This is a genomic window from Pseudalkalibacillus sp. JSM 102089 (assembly GCF_041366475.1).
GTDB lineage: Bacteria > Bacillota > Bacilli > Bacillales > Guptibacillaceae > Guptibacillus > Guptibacillus hwajinpoensis_B.
Genome location: NZ_JBEWYW010000005.1, coordinates 91,145 through 108,385 on the forward strand (window position 1 = coordinate 91,145; position 17,241 = coordinate 108,385).

At 40.7% G+C, this 17,241-nt stretch carries 14 protein-coding genes; 9 read left to right on the forward strand and 5 right to left on the reverse strand.

What is annotated here, in order from left to right; genetic code table 11:
* Positions 1-67 precede the first annotated feature (67 nt).
* The gene (locus ABVF21_RS12930) at positions 68-1,885 is read left to right on the forward strand and encodes a terpene cyclase/mutase family protein (protein ID WP_303535353.1); all 1,818 of its coding nucleotides are present in this window, start codon (positions 68-70) and stop codon (positions 1,883-1,885) included.
* Between the two features lie 41 nt (positions 1,886-1,926).
* Here ABVF21_RS12930 and speD read toward each other — a convergent pair whose 3' ends face one another.
* The gene (speD, locus tag ABVF21_RS12935) at positions 1,927-2,319 is read right to left on the reverse strand and encodes an adenosylmethionine decarboxylase (RefSeq protein WP_194219625.1); all 393 of its coding nucleotides are present in this window, start codon (positions 2,317-2,319) and stop codon (positions 1,927-1,929) included.
* A gap of 176 nt (positions 2,320-2,495) precedes the next feature.
* On the opposite strand from speD, the gene ABVF21_RS12940 reads away from it, so the two are divergent.
* From ABVF21_RS12940 to ABVF21_RS12960, 5 genes are all read left to right on the forward strand, one after another.
* Positions 2,496-3,866 carry an aldehyde dehydrogenase gene (locus ABVF21_RS12940; RefSeq protein WP_303535352.1) on the forward strand — a complete coding sequence of 457 codons (1,371 nt, stop codon included), beginning with the start codon at positions 2,496-2,498 and terminating at the stop codon, positions 3,864-3,866.
* Between the two features lie 109 nt (positions 3,867-3,975).
* On the forward strand, positions 3,976-4,932 hold the full coding sequence (locus tag ABVF21_RS12945; RefSeq protein WP_303535351.1) for an aminoimidazole riboside kinase: 957 nt from the start codon (positions 3,976-3,978) through the stop codon (positions 4,930-4,932).
* Positions 4,933-5,058: 126 nt separating this feature from the next.
* On the forward strand, positions 5,059-6,105 hold the full coding sequence (locus ABVF21_RS12950; protein WP_306558521.1) for a M20/M25/M40 family metallo-hydrolase: 1,047 nt from the start codon (positions 5,059-5,061) through the stop codon (positions 6,103-6,105).
* A gap of 352 nt (positions 6,106-6,457) precedes the next feature.
* Complete coding sequence (locus ABVF21_RS12955) at positions 6,458-8,209, forward strand: ABC transporter ATP-binding protein (protein WP_303535350.1); 1,752 nt, start codon at positions 6,458-6,460, stop codon at positions 8,207-8,209.
* The gene (locus ABVF21_RS12960) at positions 8,210-10,234 is read left to right on the forward strand and encodes an ABC transporter ATP-binding protein (RefSeq protein ID WP_371018324.1); all 2,025 of its coding nucleotides are present in this window, start codon (positions 8,210-8,212) and stop codon (positions 10,232-10,234) included.
* Between the two features lie 41 nt (positions 10,235-10,275).
* Here the strand turns inward: ABVF21_RS12960 and ABVF21_RS12965 are convergent, their stop codons facing one another.
* From ABVF21_RS12965 to ABVF21_RS12980, 4 genes are all read right to left on the reverse strand, one after another.
* Positions 10,276-10,470, reverse strand: coding sequence for a thermonuclease family protein (locus ABVF21_RS12965; protein WP_371018325.1), 195 nt, complete (start codon positions 10,468-10,470; stop codon positions 10,276-10,278).
* Positions 10,471-10,886: 416 nt separating this feature from the next.
* Entirely contained in the window at positions 10,887-11,267 is a 381-nt protein-coding gene (locus ABVF21_RS12970; protein ID WP_194219182.1) for a hotdog fold thioesterase, read from the reverse strand.
* 225 nt (positions 11,268-11,492) lie between these two features.
* A complete protein-coding gene (locus ABVF21_RS12975) occupies positions 11,493-12,425 on the reverse strand; it encodes a 1,4-dihydroxy-2-naphthoate polyprenyltransferase (protein ID WP_303535428.1) in 933 nt (310 codons plus the stop codon).
* Positions 12,426-12,685: 260 nt separating this feature from the next.
* A complete protein-coding gene (locus tag ABVF21_RS12980) occupies positions 12,686-12,973 on the reverse strand; it encodes a hypothetical protein (protein WP_226614867.1) in 288 nt (95 codons plus the stop codon).
* 272 nt (positions 12,974-13,245) lie between these two features.
* Between ABVF21_RS12980 and ABVF21_RS12985 the strand changes: the two genes are divergently transcribed.
* Genes ABVF21_RS12985 through menH form a run of 3 tightly spaced genes read left to right on the forward strand, consistent with a single transcriptional unit; the run spans position 13,246 to position 17,214 of the window.
* The gene (locus ABVF21_RS12985; RefSeq protein ID WP_303535345.1) at positions 13,246-14,649 is read left to right on the forward strand and encodes an isochorismate synthase; all 1,404 of its coding nucleotides are present in this window, start codon (positions 13,246-13,248) and stop codon (positions 14,647-14,649) included.
* Positions 14,642-16,393 carry a 2-succinyl-5-enolpyruvyl-6-hydroxy-3-cyclohexene-1-carboxylic-acid synthase gene (gene menD / locus ABVF21_RS12990; protein WP_303535344.1) on the forward strand — a complete coding sequence of 584 codons (1,752 nt, stop codon included), beginning with the start codon at positions 14,642-14,644 and terminating at the stop codon, positions 16,391-16,393. The genes ABVF21_RS12985 and menD overlap by 8 nt, the downstream gene beginning before the upstream one ends.
* Entirely contained in the window at positions 16,390-17,214 is an 825-nt protein-coding gene (menH, locus tag ABVF21_RS12995; RefSeq protein WP_303535342.1) for a 2-succinyl-6-hydroxy-2,4-cyclohexadiene-1-carboxylate synthase, read from the forward strand. The genes menD and menH overlap by 4 nt, the downstream gene beginning before the upstream one ends.
* The last annotated feature ends 27 nt before the right edge of the window (positions 17,215-17,241 follow it).

The window sequence follows — 17,241 nt, forward strand, 5'->3', positions numbered from 1 at the left end:
TTTTTGGTTTGAATCGCCAAAAGATTTCGTGAATACAATACGGTAGCTAAATTCAGGAGGTACCGTTATGGATATGAAGAGGGTGAATGAGAGAATAGATGAATTAGTAAAAGAAGCAGTAAGTCACCAGGAGAAGAATGGCTCATTTCATTACTGTTTTGAGAATAGCCTTCTAACTGATGCAGTTATGATTGTGCTCATAAGAACACTTGGATTGAAAGAAGAAACATTAGTGGATCAACTTGTTCATCGTTTGCTGATGAATCAGTCAAGGGGCGGGTATTGGAAGTTATTTGAAGATGATGAAGGGAATCTTTCGGCTACAGTTCAGGCGTATCATAGCCTCCTTTATTCGGGGAAAATAGAGCGGGAGCATACTCAGATGAAGAAAGCTGAGTTGTATATCCGAAAGTGGGGAGGGATAGAGAAAACGGATTCAATGACTAAAGTTTTTCTAGCATTAAATGGTCATCTGGAATGGCCACAGCTTTTCCATTTTCCGATGTTATTTATGCTTATACCTGGTTCCTTCCCGGTTTCTTTCTTTGATTTAAGCTCCTATGCCCGCCTTCATTTTGCGCCGATCATCTTATGTCAGGATCTACGCTATTCGATTAAGACGAGCTGGACACCTGATCTCGCTCATTTATTAAATGAAGAACGCGTTTTTTCAGACGCTATCAAATCATTTTGGGATTCCATAGTTCAATTTCCAGATAATCAGTTGTTCAAAGCAAGAAAGAGAGCTGAACAATATATGTTACAGCGAATTGAAAGTGATGGAACGTTATTAAATTATGCTACTGCCACATTTTTCATGATTTATGCCATGCTCGCCCTTGGTTATGAAAAACAGTCTCCGGTTATTCTACGTGCTATAGATGGTTTGAAGGGGATGTTGTGTTTGTCAGAGAATCATATTCAAAACTCTCCCTCTACGATTTGGGATACTGCTCTAATAACGCATACGCTCCAAGAAGCAGGACTTTCAAGTGTTGATCCTATCATTATGAAGGCAAGTGAATATTTAGGAAGAAATCAACACACAAAGTTTGGAGACTGGGCGATGGCAAAACAGAATATTATACCTGGGGGATGGGGATTTAGTGAAGGAAACAGTATTCATCCAGATGTAGATGATACGACAGCTGCCCTGAGAGCAATGAAACATGCTTCTTCCTCATACAGCTGGCAGCGAGGAGTGAACTGGATACTTGCGATGCAAAATAAGGATGGGGGATGGCCCGCATTTGAAACAGACCGTAAAGCTCTTCTATTGAAAGAGCTACCGATCGATGGAGCGCAATCTTCTTTTCCTGATGATTCGTCAGCTGATCTTACCGGAAGAACTGTCGAATTTCTATGTAACTTCGCTGGGTTACAACATAATCATCCATCAGTAGTAAGAGGAGTAAAGTGGCTTGTTAGCAACCAGGAGAGTGATGGTTCATGGTGCGGAAGGTGGGGGATTTGCTATGTTTACGGTACATGGGCAGCTGTAACTGGACTGAAGGCAGCGGGGTATAGTTCGTCTTTTCCTGCAATCAGTAAGGGTTTAGAATTTCTTAAAAAGATTCAGCAGGAAGATGGTGGATGGGGAGAATCATGTAAAAGTGATGAACAAAAAAAGTATATTTCTCTTAGCTATAGTACACCTTCCCAAACCGCTTGGGCAGTTGATGCTTTAACAATTTGTGGAGATAAATGTGATGCACTTCATAAAGGAGTAGAGTATCTTACGAAAGGTGCTTTTGAAAATAAAGAACTCACTTATCCAACAGGAGCAGGATTACCAGGTGGCTTTTACGTTCACTATCACAGTTATAAAATGATCTGGCCGCTCCTTGCCCTTGCCCATTACAGACAATTGTTGAATCAGGAGTGAAAGACAGAGCGGATGCACGATATGCATCCGCTTTGATCGTTCTACTTTGCTTCAACGCCGCTTTTTTCAACTTCATTCACAGTGATTTCTCCAGTTCCACGAGGAATTTTTACTGTGTGTATCTTCTTCGCTTCAAGTGCTCTTGCAATAGCATTGGTTGCGTCTGAAGGGTCAATTTTGTCCCCGCAAGTATAGACATCTACTGAAGCATATCCGTGTTCAGGAAAACTATGAATGGTAAGGTGAGATTCAGCAATAATAACGGCGCCACTAATTCCCTGGGGCTCGAACGGGTGGAAGACTACGTCTCTAATTTCGGCTCCAGCTTCAAGTGCTGCACTAGCAAAGGTTTCTTCTATATAGACTAAATCGTTTAATTTCTCTTTGTTACAGTTCCACATTTCAGCGATAATATGGTGACCTAATGTTTCGATGGTAATAGCCTCCTTATTGGTTGCATCCTATAGTTTTGATTTTAGTAAATCGTTTTATACAGTTTTCTCCCCTATGAATGAGATATTTAAACATTAGGAGTGTCTTGATTTGACACCTTATGTTCAAAAGTTTAAACTTAAGAACAATAAAGCGACTTGCCTGAGGAGATGATACGATGGAAGTGATAGAAGAAATAGTAAGAACACAAAGAGAGTATTATTATAATGGGGAAACGAAATCGTATGCTTTCAGAAAACAAAAGCTAGAGACATTAAGAAAAGTCATTAAAGAATATGAACCTGAAGTATTAAAAGCACTTAAGGAAGATCTTCATAAATCAGAGTGGGAAGCTTATACAACTGAAATTGGTTTTCTGCTTGAAGAAATAAAGTTTACGCTAAAGCATTTAAAGGAGTGGATGAGTCCTGAGAGAGCGAAGTCGCCTGTCACTCATCTTGGTTCTAAAAGTTATGTTCATCGAGAGCCGTATGGCGTTACATTAATTATTGCTCCTTGGAATTATCCATTCCAGCTGCAGATTGCCCCTCTTGTTGGTGCCATTGCAGCGGGTAACTGTGCCGTTTTAAAGCCATCGGAACTAACCCCCGCAGTGTCTGCTGTGATTGCCAAAATGATTCGAGAAGTCTTTCCGCGAAAGTATATTGCTGTCGTTGAAGGTGGCGTAGATACGAGTACGGAGTTATTAAAGCAATCGTTTGATCATATTTTCTTCACAGGAAGTGTTCCAGTCGGAAAAGTTGTGATGGAGGCTGCGGCTAAACAACTTATACCGGTAACGCTTGAACTTGGCGGAAAGAGTCCGGCCATAGTAAATAAAGATGCTAATTTAAACTTGGCTGCTAAACGAATCATGTGGGGTAAATTCACAAATGCTGGACAAACGTGTATCGCTCCAGACTATTTATACGTTCATCGTGATGTAAAGAAAGCATTGTTAGAACAAATGGCTCAAGTTTTGGTTGAATTCTACGGAGAAGATCCATTGTCTGATGAGAAATACGGTCACATCGTAAGTGATCGTCATTTCCAAAGATTAAAAGAATTCCTAAATGATGGTGACGTATTAATAGGTGGGCAACATAAAGAAAAGGACCGTGTCATTGCTCCAACAATTATGGATAATGTGTCTTGGGAAGATCCTGTCATGCAAGAAGAAATCTTTGGTCCGATCCTTCCTGTTCTTGAATTCACAGATATTTATACTGTTATTGATGATGTACGCAGACGTCCAAAGCCACTTGCTCTTTATTTTTTCTCAGAATCTGAAAAAATGCAAGATTTGATCACTTCTTCTATTTCTTTTGGAGGCGGATGTATGAACGACACGTTAATGCATATCGTCTCACCTTATCTACCATTTGGTGGTGTTGGTTCAAGCGGTACTGGAAGCTATCATGGTCAAGCGAGCTTTGAAGCATTTTCTCATCAGAAAAGCATTGTGAAACAAACAACGAAATTCGATTTTGCATTTCGTTATCCCTCTGCTAAAAACGGACTAAAAATGATAAAAAGGATCATGGGATAACAAGTTTTTTTCTTTAGTGATCTACCGTGTCGTGATATGATTACGAAAAGCAGTACTTGAATGATTCTGAGCACTGCTCTATTCTCGATTAACTTAGGGGGAAGTAGATATGAGTAAAGGTGTTATTAGTCTTGGTGAAGCATTAATTGACTTTATTCCTCTCGACAAGGACAATCTCACGTATCAAAAAAGTCCTGGTGGTGCTCCTGCGAACGTATCCGTTGGACTTGCACGTCTCGGTGTTAACTCCACGTTTCTAGGGAAAGTTGGGGATGATGTCCTCGGACGATTTCTCCAAGAAACGCTAAAGAATTATGGTGTTGATGTATCAACGATGATCTTAACTGAGTCAGCCCGAACCGGAGTTGTCTTTGTTACAAATGCAGAAAACGGAGAGCGTAGTTTTGACTTTTACATAAACCCAAGTGCCGATCGCTTTTTGCATGCAGAAGAAATAAGTGACGAATTATTCGAGCGTCATCGTATCCTTCATTTTGGATCAATTTCAATGATTAGTGAACCTTCTAGAAGTGCAACTAAGGTAGCGGTTGAAAAAGCAAAAGAAAATGGATTACTCATTTCTTATGACCCGAACTTACGACTAGGCCTTTGGGAAAGTGAAGAAAGAGCTAAAGAAACGATCGTCTCAATGTTATCAGAGGCAGATATACTAAAACTTTCTGAAGAAGAGCTCACATTCATTACAGGTGAAGAAGCGATCGAAGATGGAATTAAGAAGCTCGCTCATTATCGTATTCCAGTGATCTTTATTACTATGGGTGGTGAAGGTAGTCTCGTTTACACACCAGACTACTCACTTAGAGTACCTGCTATGAAAGTTAAAGCCGTTGATACAACAGGCGCAGGAGATGCATTTGTTTCGGGCATTTTACACGGCTTCAATGAATATGAAGGCTCTCTTAGTGATCTATCGCGTGAGAAGCTTGAACGTATGACGCAATTTGCTAGCGTGTCTGGTGCTTTAGCAGCTGCAACGAAGGGCGCAATGACCGCTCTTCCAACGAAAACAGAAGTGGATGAAATCTTATTAAAAGAGTCGAAATAATGAAGCACCCCCGCTAATGTGCGGGGTGTTTTTGTGTACAAGATCGCCATTACACAAAACTAGAATGAAGTCTTGCTGTAAGATACAATGAAAAAGGAACTTATAAACTATTCGGAGGTGCATCGTATGAACCGTGATTTTTTATTAGAATTGTTATCAACCGCTTCTCCATCAGGAGCTGAAATGGAAATCCAGCATAAATGGATGGACTATGTAAGAGAGTTTGCAGATGACATTAAAACGGATAACGCAGGTAATGCGATCGGAATTCTTAATCCAGAAGCAGAATTTAAAGTGCTTCTTGCAGGACACTGTGACGAAATTGGATTTATGGTGAAGCAAATTGATCAAAATGGATTTATTCGCGTAGAGAAATTAGGTGGAATTAGTCATAAGCCTGCTATTGGCATGAAAGTAACAATTCTAGGCACACATGGAAAGTTAACAGGTGTATTTGGTGTCAATGCAGAACATCACGGAGGGGCGAAAGAGTTTCATTTCGAAGACCTCTATATCGACTGTGGTGCAACTACAAAAGAAGAGATCGAAAAGTACGTCCAAATTGGGGACCTCGCAGTCTATAAAAGAGAAGTTGAGCATCTCTTAAATGACCGAATTAGTGGAAGAGGCTTAGACAACCGGACTGGTGCATTTATCGTAGCAGAAGTTCTTCGTGAAGTAGCCAAGCGTAACCCTAAAGTAGGTGTTTATGCTGTTAGCACAGTGAATGAAGAAACAAACATGGGTGGTGCTTATTTCGCTGGTGCAGGAATTCAACCAACAATGGCCATTGCTTGTGATGTTACATTTTCTTCAGACTACCCTGGAATTGATGCAAGAAAGCACACAGAGGTTGATCTTGGAGGTGGACCTGTTCTTGCGAAAGGCGCTCCAATCAATATAAAAATCAATCAGCTCCTTGAAAAGGCTGCTAAAAAGCTTGATTTGAAACTTCAGTATGAGTTAACACCAAGAATGACAGGGACGGATGCAGATAAGCTTCGTTTAACAGGATACGGTGTTCCTGTATCACTTGTTTCCCTTCCGCTTCGCTATATGCATGCGCCGGTAGAAACAGTAAGTTTAAAAGATATGCAGGAAGAAATTGATTTGCTCGTGGAAATGATAGCGGATTTAACAGGCGAAGAAAGTGTGAATCCACTAATTAAATAATAATATTGACAAAATTGTGACAATAGTGCTAAGATAACAGAGTGAAAAATAACGGTAAAGGAGAGTGTGTGTGATGAGACATATTTTGAAAGATATCCAACAACTAACTTCATGTACTCATAGACGCACTTTGCCAGGGATGTAACCCCTTTGTCACAGTAAAGGAATCGGCACGCGTCTTAGACGTGTGCCCTTTTCTATGTCTTAAGAAGTCATTAGACATAACCGCATGCGGTTATGTCTTTTTTGGTTTCTGAGAAAAGTGACAGTGGGGAAATGAAGTGATCCATGGAGGATGGTGAAATAGTCAATCAGAAAGAATAACTGTAGGAAAAAGTTAGGAGGGATTAAGTTGTTCTCTATTTTACGGAAATTGAGCTGGTTTTTTAAACAGCATTGGAAACGGTATAGCATTGCTATTGCTTTATTGATTTTTGGGGGTATTCTCGAGGTCATTCCACCAAAATTAATCGGAATGGCCATTGATGAAATAAACGTAGGAAGCTTAACCTGGGAAAGCTTACGAAATTATTTATTTTTTTATGGAGGGTTATTGCTCGTCGTCTATATCGTCACATATATTTGGATGTACCAATTATTTGGTGGTGCCTTTCTAGTTGAGAGGGCGCTCAGATCTAAATTGATGAAGCACCTCCTTAAAATGACGCCATCCTTTTACGAGAAAAACCGAACTGGAGACCTGATGGCAAGGGCCACAAATGATCTAAAAGCTGTCTCCCTTACCGCAGGATTTGGTATTTTAACATTAGTAGATTCAACGATCTTTATGTTTCTTATTTTGATTACAATGGGCGTTCTTATTAGCTGGAAATTAACGCTTGCGGCTATTCTTCCTCTACCCCTTATGGCTCTTGCCATGAACCGTTACGGAAAAATCATTCATAAGCGCTTTACAGCTGCCCAAGATTCATTCGGAGATATGAATGATCAAGTACTAGAATCGATTGCAGGAGTTCGGGTAACGCGTGCTTATGTACAAGAAAGGGCAGATCAGCAGAAATTTCAGAACTTAACGGAAGATGTATATAAGAAAAACATTGAAGTAGCAAAAGTAGATGTTTTATTTGAGCCAACTATTAAAGTTCTTGTCGGGATTAGCTATTTAATTGGGTTAGGGTATGGAGCGTATCTCGTTTTTCATAAAGTCCTAACACTCGGAGAACTGGTGTCATTCAATGTGTACCTGGGGATGCTCATATGGCCGATGATAGCGGTTGGAGAGTTGATCAACGTCATGCAGCGAGGAAATGCATCGTTGAACCGTGTCTTAGAGACGCTGTCTCATGAAGAGGATGTGAAAGAACACCATTCTCCTCAATATCTGGATACACCTGGTACGATCGTTTTTGAAGCTGTTACTTTTACGTATCCCTCTTCATCTGTTACGAATTTACAAAATGTTTCATTTACTCTGAAGAAAGGCCAAACATTAGGCGTTGTAGGGAGAACAGGTAGTGGGAAAACGACATTACTGAAGCAACTTTTAAGAGAATATCCGGTCGGTAAAGGGAAAATCAAAATTTCTGATGTGCCGATCGAAGAAATTTCTCTCGAAACTCTGCAAAGCTGGATTGGTTATGTTCCTCAGGATCAGATGCTTTTCTCAAGGTCGGTGAGAGAAAATCTTCTGTTTGGTAAAAATAATGGAACAGATCAAGACATTGATCGAGTGCTGCGGCTATCCGACTTTAAAAAAGATATACATGTGCTCCCTGAAGGACTTGAGACGCTTGTTGGAGAAAAAGGCGTCGCTTTATCAGGTGGACAGAAACAAAGGGTATCCATTGCGCGAGCTCTAATGATTGATCCTGAAATATTAATTTTAGACGATGCAATGTCTGCCGTTGATGGAAAAACTGAAGCACAAATTATATCCAATATTCGCAATGAACGTTCTGGGAAAACGACGTTTATAGCCACGCATCGTTTGTCGGGTGTTCAGCATGCTGATTGGATTATCGTTCTTGATGAAGGCAAGGTGATTGAGGAAGGAACTCATAAAGAGCTTCTTTCTAAAAAGGGATGGTATCGTGACCAATTTGACAGACAGCAGCTTGAGGATTCATTAAAGGAGGTGCTGTAAATGAATCGACAGGTAGGAAAGCGATTAGTTAAGTATGCACTGGGTTTTAAGAAAAATATTCTTATTGCTTTACTCTTATTAATGGTAGCTGTTACAGCAGAGCTCTCTGGCCCTTTCATTGCGAAACGTATGATTGATGTCCATATTATGGGGATTGAGTACCCCTGGTATGAAGCAGATCAGGGAGAAGACGCTGTTAAATATGATGGGGACTGGTATAAACGAAGTGATCATTTTGGGAACGATGAATTTAAAGGAGAGGAAGTAAGGATTCTTCAGGTAGGTCGCGACTACTATTTCGTTGATGAAGCAATTGCATTCGATGGAGAACGGTCGGTTGACGACGACCTTATTACGATTCGAAAGGACGGGAAACAACAATCCTATCAAGCTAAAGAAATAAGCAATGAAGAACTGCTTGCCTTTTATCAACCGCAGATAGAACCAATGGTCTGGTTAATAGCCCTTTACTTTGGGCTTCTATTGTTTGCATCCTTTTTTGAATATGGGCAGGGACTTCTATTGCAAACCTCTGCTAACCGTATTATTCAAAAAATGAGAACGGATGTTTACTCCCAGATTCAGCGTTTGCATATCAACTATTTTGATAATTTACCAGCCGGTAAAGTTGTGGCAAGAATTACGAATGATACGGAGGCAATAAGAGAGCTTTATGTGACGGTGCTCGCAACGTTCTTCACAAGCATCTTTTATATGACAGGGATATTTATTGCCTTATTCTTGCTTGATGTAAAGCTTGCGTTAATTACATTAACGATTGTGCCACTCCTTCTGATTTGGATTTTCGTTTATCGTAAAAATGCGTCGAAATTCAATAAGGTCATTCGAACAAGGATTAGTGATATTAACGGAATGATCAATGAATCCATTCAGGGCATGTCGATAATAAGAGCTTTCAAACGTCAAGAGAAGACTGAAGCGGAATTTGAAGAGCTGAATGACAGCCATTTTACTTATCAAAATAAGCTATTGAATTTGAATTCCTTAATGTCACATAACCTTGTAAACATTCTACGGAATATTTCATTTGTAGTATTGATTTGGTACTTTGGGGGAGCTTCATTAACGGCTGGGTCTATTGTGAGTCTCGGTGTTCTTTATGCTTTTGTGGATTATTTGAATCGCTTATTTCAACCGGTTACAAATATGGTGAACCAGCTAGCTAATTTAGAACAGGCTTTAGTAGCGGCGGACAGAGTTTTTGAGCTTCTTGATGAAAAGGGGGAAGATGTATCAGATGGTGAATTCCCTCGTTATGATGGGAATGTCACTTTTGATCATGTTTCGTTCGCATATAAAGCAGAAGAATATGTGTTAAAGGAACTATCATTTGAAGCGAAAAAAGGTCAGACGGTTGCCCTAGTGGGGCATACTGGTTCAGGGAAAAGTTCAATTATGAATTTATTATTCCGATTTTACGATAACCAAAAAGGAACGATCTCTATCGATGGTCAAAATATTCAAGATGTTCCAAAGCAGCAGTTAAGACAGCATATGGCGATCGTGCTCCAAGATCCATTCTTGTTCACTGGAACGATTGCTTCGAATGTAAGTCTTAATGACTCCTCGATCTCAAGAGAAAAAGTTGAAAAGGCTTTAAAAGATGTGGGAGCAGAGCAGCTGCTTCGGTCTCTTCCAAACGGGTATGATGAGGCAGTGATCGAAAAAGGAAGCACGCTTTCTTCGGGGCAAAGACAGCTGATCTCTTTTGCAAGGGCACTAGCGTTTGACCCTGCTGTCTTAATTCTTGATGAGGCGACTTCGAATGTTGATACCGAAACAGAAATGATTATTCAAAATGCGCTGGATATTTTAAAAAAGGGTCGAACCACATTTATCATTGCTCACAGACTCTCAACAATTCGGGAGGCTGACCAAATCCTTGTTCTTCACCAAGGTGAAATCGTTGAACGAGGCGATCATGATCAATTAATGAAGCAAAAGGGAAGGTACTTCCAAATGTATCAGCTTCAACAAGGGAAAAAGGTTGACCAGGCAGTTTAGTAGATATCAGTAGATGAAATGAATCAAAGCCGTAGCTTTAGCTACGGCTTTGATGTTGGAGGAGGAAAATCCCATTCTAGTTGATCCTTTGCAAACTGGGAGGCGTCAGGTCCATAGGGTTGTACAGGTTTACTCGGATGCTTAGTTTCCGGAGTGTCCACGAGAAGGAGTCTAATTGTTTCTTCTCGATCTTCAAGAGTTACTTTCAATGTATCGCCATCAACAACTCGATCCACTGTTGCCGGAATTGTGTTTTCTTTTATTTCTGTATCAGATGTGAGTGTAGCGCATGCAGATAAGAATACGATGATAAAAAGAAAAGGCAGTCTTATTCATATCATTTGTTACTCTCCTTTCCGTTCCATTTAGGTCTTAGACGCCCATATTAGGCATAATCTAAAAGGGGGGTGATCCAATTGAATCACGGATGTATTTACTGTGAGAAAGAATTGCTCTTCCCGTGGGAAAGACGAAGGTTGGTTTGCGATGAATGTCATTATGCAATATCAGACACCTATCATGAAGATTATAGAGAAATTGGTGAAAGAAAAATAGAACAGAAAGCCCGTCATTAATGACGGGCTTTTCTTTGAGTGTTTTTTTGTTCAAGCGTTCCAATATCTCCGTTTCTAAACGCTCGTCTTCGCTTTTCTTAATACCTTTTAACGGCTAGGGTGCAGCGGGATATGCAGATTAGTTCTTCTTGTTCGTCTACGATGTTGATTTCCCAGACCATTGTTCTTCTGCCGATGTGGATTGGTTCGGCGATGGCTCGGACGACGCCGTCTTTTTTGCTTCGGAGGTGATTAGCGTTGATCTCCATCCCAAAAGTTGCTTCGTTTTCTGAATCTAGATTAAGCGTGCCGCCTATGCTGGCTGCTGATTCTGCTAGGGCTACTGATGCGCCACCGTGAAGAAAGCCTAGTGGTTGATGAGTGCTTGGTCCAACTGGCATTTCGAGAACAACTTTTTCAGGTGTTAATGTAATGGCTTTAATGCCGAGTGCCTCTAACATTGTATTTGCAAATTCCATCGTATTACCCCCATTTTTATGTACTTATTTACAGTATACACGAGGCTAACGTGAGAAAAAGAGAAAAGTTAGCGATCGATAGGCTGTAGCATTTCTAAATAAACTCCTTTACTCTTTCATTCCGAGAATAGAGGAGTATTTTCATGAATTTATGTAAAAGTGAGGGAGTGGTTCATAAATATAAAAAAGTCAGAGATCAAATGGATCTCTGACTTTTTCACCGTGTTAAATGAAATAGGCTAATAATAAACCAATGGCCATTAACAGTCCGAATTGTGTATGCATTTGAGCAGTTGCTTGCATAGCAGGCATCATGTGAGCTGCTTTTGTTTTTCCTTCAAATAAGCGGATGGCTTTAAATGCTTTAGGGATGCTCAATATTATCAACAAAAGCCATAAAGATGAATCAATTGTAATAATAAGTCCAACCACCCAGAGGTAGGATACGATAAACATACCTTCTAAAAATGTTACAGCCTTATCATGTCCGAGAAGAATCGCAAGTGTTTTGCGTCCTTTTTCCTTGTCGCCTTCTAAGTCACGAATATTATTCGCCATGAGGATGCCGCCAACTAGAATGGATATAGGAATTGAAACGAGAATGCTTTCAAACGTAATGACACCTGTTTGAATAAAGAAAGAAAGTAATACAAGTATTAGTCCCATAAATACACCAGCAGCAATTTCACCAAATGGTGTGTAGGCGATTGGATACGGACCGCCAGTGTAAAAGTACCCTGCTGCCATACAGATTGTTCCAATAACCGCAATCCACCATGTTGTAAGGATACAGATATAAACACCTAAAAGAATCGCAATGCCGAAGAAAATAAAAGCAAGGTTTAATACTGTTCTTGCACTAACACCATCTCGTACGATAGCGCCCCCAATTCCTACACTCCCAGCGTGATCGAGCCCCCTTTTGAAATCATAGTATTCATTAAACATGTTTGTTGCAGATTGAATAAGAATAGATGCGATCATCATCGCCATAAACAATCCAAAATGTAATGTATGACTTTGAAGGGCAAGCATTGTGCCCAGAAAAACCGGGACGAAGGAAGCGGTTAATGTATGCGGCCTGAGTAAACGCCACCATACCTGCCATGTTGGTTTTGAAGGCGTGACTTTGTTCAGCTTATCGTTGCTGTTATTCATACGCTCTTCCATATAATTGTGTCTCTCCCTTTAGTAGTAAACTTCTTATAAATTCCCCTTGTAACCATTATAGTTTAAAAAAATGGATAAGGGGTGTCAATCCTTTTGTCAATATCAAGAAGTCTCTGTCAATAGAGAAAAATAGCGAATTTCCCTTCAAACGAAAGAGAAATGAAGTTTATTCTATGTTTGAGGTGGATAAAAGTAGTTATTCTTCCATTCAAAAACGATCCTTCGTTTGAAGGATCGTTTTTGAATGATTAATAATATGGGTAAGGATATGGGTATGGTCTGAAGAACGCAATACTTCCTAGTCCTACTCCTAAAAGACCGCCAAGAAAACCTCCTGCAAGTGCTCCGAAGAAAAACATGCCTGGTCCTTCGGGATGTTGCGGTCCGTCACAATTGCGATTTAAAGGGCGGATATAAACAAATTCATTATCAACTTCTTCAACGTAACCTCTATGCAATTGACCGTCATGACACTTGATTTCAACACATTGTCCTATGTGTTGACGACAAACCCCATGGTAATAGTGTCTGGACAATATAGACCCTCCCTTATGCATTAGTTTATAAACGACTGCAAAGCAGCGTCTACTTTTATCAGTGTATGCTCATTATTATTTTTGCTAAGGGCACTTGCGGAACATTAAAATGGTTTTTTTCTATGAGATGGGGAATCTATACATAAGAAGCATTCATACGGTTAAACAGCTTCGTTGACAGTCTTAGCCAGACAGGTGTATCCTTTAATTAACTGTGGCCGAGGCTAACTCGGTCTGCTTTTGCATGGACAGAAAGTTGGGGGGAGAAGACGGTGTCTACAATACAACATCAAGAATTATTTAGCCTGCTTCATCAAGGTGTAAGTAAGGCAGAAAAGCGGGGAGCGTCCGTGCTTGTTAGTCAGGTGCTATCAGTAGCTGCTGTCGATCCCCTCTCCTTTTATGCTGCAGGTTCGGTTACTAACGAGAATGATCGAACATTCTGGTCCGACCCTGAGAATGACACGACAATAGTGGGCCAGGGTTGTGTGAAACAATTTGAGGCTCAAATCGATCGTTTTCGTTCAATTGAAAGTGATTGGCAAACTTTTTTAGAACAAGCGATCATAGAGGGGGCTCCATCAAGACCAGGTGTTGGACCGGTCCTGTTAGGTGGGTTTTCCTTCGATCCTACTGCCCCAGATAGCGGTGAATGGGATTCCTTTCCTAAAGGCGGGATGGTTCTTCCAGAATTAATGTTAACTTCAGCTGGAAACCATGCTTGGCTCACACTCAACGCAATTGTTAGCGCAGGAGATAATGTGGAAGTTATATCTGAAGCGCTTTTAGATAAGCATGATCGTCTTTTTGAGAAGCTTACGTCTCATGCCTATGCAGATGTCGATGCTATTTCAATAGAAGAAATACGACCTCAGGAATGGAAAGAAACGGTCAGAAGTGCTGCTTCTAATATTAGAAATGGCCATCTTGATAAAGTCGTTTTAGCGAGAGAAATTAAGCTCAAATCGACTCAAAACTTTTCATCAACAAAAACACTTACAAATTTAAAAAAACAACAAAGTGATAGCTATGTTTTCGCGTTCGAATATGGGGACAAATGCTTTCTTGGAGCTTCACCTGAACGGTTAGTCAAAAGAGATGGACAACAAGTGTATTCGACTTGTCTTGCGGGCTCTATTCAACGAGGTGAATCGAAGGAAATGGATGATGAACTTGGACAAGCACTTCTTCATGATCAAAAGAATCGAATTGAGCATGACCTTGTCGTTCAAATGATTCGATCAGCTATGGAAGAGGAGTGTGAATTTGTTCAGGTACCGTCAAGGCCGGAAATTCTTAAAACGCCTCATATTCAACATTTATTTACTCCTGTTGTAGCAAGGGCTGGTAGAGAGACAAGCCTTTTTCGTATGGTTGAACGGCTTCATCCTACCCCTGCGCTTGGCGGTTATCCTCAAAAGGAAGCCGTAAATGAAATTAAGCGAATAGAGAAGCTTGATCGAGGTTGGTATGCAGGACCTGTTGGTTGGGTTGATTATCAGGGAAATGGAGAATTTGCTGTAGCTATACGCTCTGGTCTACTTAAAGGAGAAGAAGCAACGCTATACGCTGGATGCGGTATAGTTGGAGATTCTGACCCTGATAGTGAATATGACGAAACCAAAATGAAGTTTAAACCAATGCTAACAGCTCTTGGAGGTAAGAAATATGACTGACCAGGAAATACTAGCAAGTTACGTAGGATCATTTGTTGATGAGCTTGTGCGTTCAGGTGTTAAACATGCTGTTATTAGTCCAGGATCGCGTTCTACTCCGCTCGCAATGGTCATGGCTGAACACCCGTTACTAAACGTCTGGGTGCACATCGATGAGCGATCTGCTGGTTTTTTTGCGCTTGGCATGGCCAAATCGCATAAGGAACCTGTCGCACTTCTATGTTCTTCAGGTACGGCTGGCGCTAATTACTATCCTGCTGTTATTGAGGCTGCTCAATCCAATTTACCGTTGATTGTTTTGACTGGCGATCGCCCGCATGAGCTTCGTGATAATGGAGCTCCACAGGCGATTGATCAAATCAAACTATATGGGGACTATGTGAAGTGGTTTATGGAAATGGCGATGCCTTCTTCCTCTCCAGATTTAAATCGGTATATCAGAACTGCGGCTTCTAGAGCGACAGCCGTTTCTTCCGGTCTCCCTGCTGGACCTGTGCATCTTAATTTCCCATTTAGAGATCCCCTGATACCAGATCTATCCTATTCAGGTCTTTTTTCAGATGGTAGGGAGAATTATGAGCCGTGGGTAAATGCGGCAGATCACATAAGTGTTTTAAACGAAGATGCAGTCACTGATTATGCAAACAAATTAGCTGACAAGAAAGGTATTATTGTGGTCGGACCTCAGGATAATGACGAATTAGCTGAACCGCTATTTGCTCTTGCTGAGGAATTAGGTTATCCAGTTTTAGCAGATCCACTTTCAAAATGTCGGCATATTGATTCTCCTAATCTTGTAGAAGGGTATGACGCCTTTCTTAGGGGTGAGGTGGATTCAGAGCTATACCCTGAAGTAGTGATTAGATTTGGGGCGATGCCAGTTTCTAAAGCTTATATGCTCTTTATGAAGAGAGTAGCAAGTCCTATTCATATAGTTGTGGATGAGAGAGGATGGAGAGACCCTACTCTTTATAGTTCTGACATGCTTACAGTTTCCTCTGTATCGTTTGTGAATAGTCTTCTTCCTGCTGTGCGAAGCATCAACTCTATTGAGAAGCGGTGGTTACATAAATGGAAGGCCATTAACCAAAGAACTCTCACCTTACTTCATGAAGATTTAGGAACTGACGAGCTATTCGAGGGCCATGTGTTTAGAGAATTAGGGAAACTGATGAGTGCGAATGATCTCCTGTTTGTAGGGAATAGCATGCCTATTCGCGATATGGAGAACTTTTTCTTGCCAGAGAATCCTCGACCTACTGTAATGGGGAATCGAGGAGCGAATGGTATTGATGGTATTATTTCAACAGCTCTTGGAGCAAGTACAGCCTATTCTTCTAGCGTGCTGGTGATTGGTGACCTTTCTTTCTACCATGATATGAATGGTCTGCTTCTAGCTAAGCTATATGAGATCAATATGACGGTTATTGTGGTTAACAATGATGGCGGAGGGATTTTCTCATTTCTACCTCAGCGTGAGCAGGAGAAGCACTTTGAGAAACTCTTTGGTACACCACATGGACTAAATTATGAACACACTGCCGCATTATATGAGGCAAGTTTTGAACGAGTATGGAATTGGGAAGAGTTTAGTTATGCGTATGAGAAAAGTCAGAATCACCATGGGCTAAGCATTATTGAAGTGCCAACTGATCGTGATGCCAATCTTAGGCTTCATCGAGAGATGTTCGCGAAGGTTTCGAAGGAAACAGCAATAGTCCTGCAGGAGAGTCTTAAATCATGATTTATACCGTTGGTGGACAACCTTTTTATGTCGAAATCGTGGGAGAAGGAGAACCTCTTCTATTATTGCATGGATTCACAGGATCGAGTGAGAACTGGTCTTCTTTTATGAAAAGGTGGTCCAGGCTATATAAAGTGATTGCAATCGATTTTATCGGTCACGGCGAAAGCGCGAAACCGAACGATGCTTCTCAATATACTATGGAATCTATGGGCAGTTACTTGAAACAACTATTAAATTTACTCGGGATCGATCAACTCCATTTGCTTGGCTATTCCATGGGTGGACGTTTTGCTTTGTCATTTGCTGTCCAGTACCCTTCGCTCATTAAAACGCTTATTCTGGAAAGCAGTTCACCTGGGCTCTTTACGGAAGATCAAAGAAGAGAGCGAGTGCAGAAAGACCATGCACTTGCCAGGCGAATTCAGAAGGAAGGTATTGAAGATTTCGTAACTTTCTGGGAATCTCTTCCGTTATTTTCTTCGCAGAAGAAACTTTCGCCAAGTATTCAAAGCGAAATAAGAAAGCAGCGTTTGAGCAATACTGAAATAGGACTTGCAAATAGTCTAATTGGAATGGGAACGGGGGCACAAGCTTCTTATTGGAGTGTGTTAGAAGAGATAACCGTTCCAGTCCTTCTAATAGTTGGGGAGTACGATCAGAAGTTCATTTCAATTGGGAAACAGATGGAAAAAAAGCTTCCTCAGGCTGATTTTGTGCAAATTATTGGCGCAGGGCATACAATTCATGTAGAAGAACCTGAAATCTTTGATAAAATGGTAGTAGCTTTTCTAAAAAAGCATGCAGATTCTAATCTGTAAATTTTGTTACATAAGGAAGGAGAATTT

Bases quoted from the DNA above. Each gene is read 5' to 3' on its own strand.
- ABVF21_RS12930 (WP_303535353.1), top strand. From the start codon at position 68: ATGGATATGAAGAGGGTGAATGAGAGAATAGATGAATTAGTAAAAGAA.
- ABVF21_RS12940 (WP_303535352.1), top strand. From the start codon at position 2,496: ATGGAAGTGATAGAAGAAATAGTAAGAACACAAAGAGAGTATTATTAT.
- ABVF21_RS12945 (WP_303535351.1), top strand. From the start codon at position 3,976: ATGAGTAAAGGTGTTATTAGTCTTGGTGAAGCATTAATTGACTTTATT.
- ABVF21_RS12950 (WP_306558521.1), top strand. From the start codon at position 5,059: ATGAACCGTGATTTTTTATTAGAATTGTTATCAACCGCTTCTCCATCA.
- ABVF21_RS12960 (WP_371018324.1), top strand. From the start codon at position 8,210: ATGAATCGACAGGTAGGAAAGCGATTAGTTAAGTATGCACTGGGTTTT.
- ABVF21_RS12970 (WP_194219182.1), bottom strand. From the start codon at position 11,267: ATGGAATTTGCAAATACAATGTTAGAGGCACTCGGCATTAAAGCCATT.
- ABVF21_RS12975 (WP_303535428.1), bottom strand. From the start codon at position 12,425: ATGAATAACAGCAACGATAAGCTGAACAAAGTCACGCCTTCAAAACCA.
- menD (WP_303535344.1), top strand. From the start codon at position 14,642: ATGACTGACCAGGAAATACTAGCAAGTTACGTAGGATCATTTGTTGAT.
- menH (WP_303535342.1), top strand. From the start codon at position 16,390: ATGATTTATACCGTTGGTGGACAACCTTTTTATGTCGAAATCGTGGGA.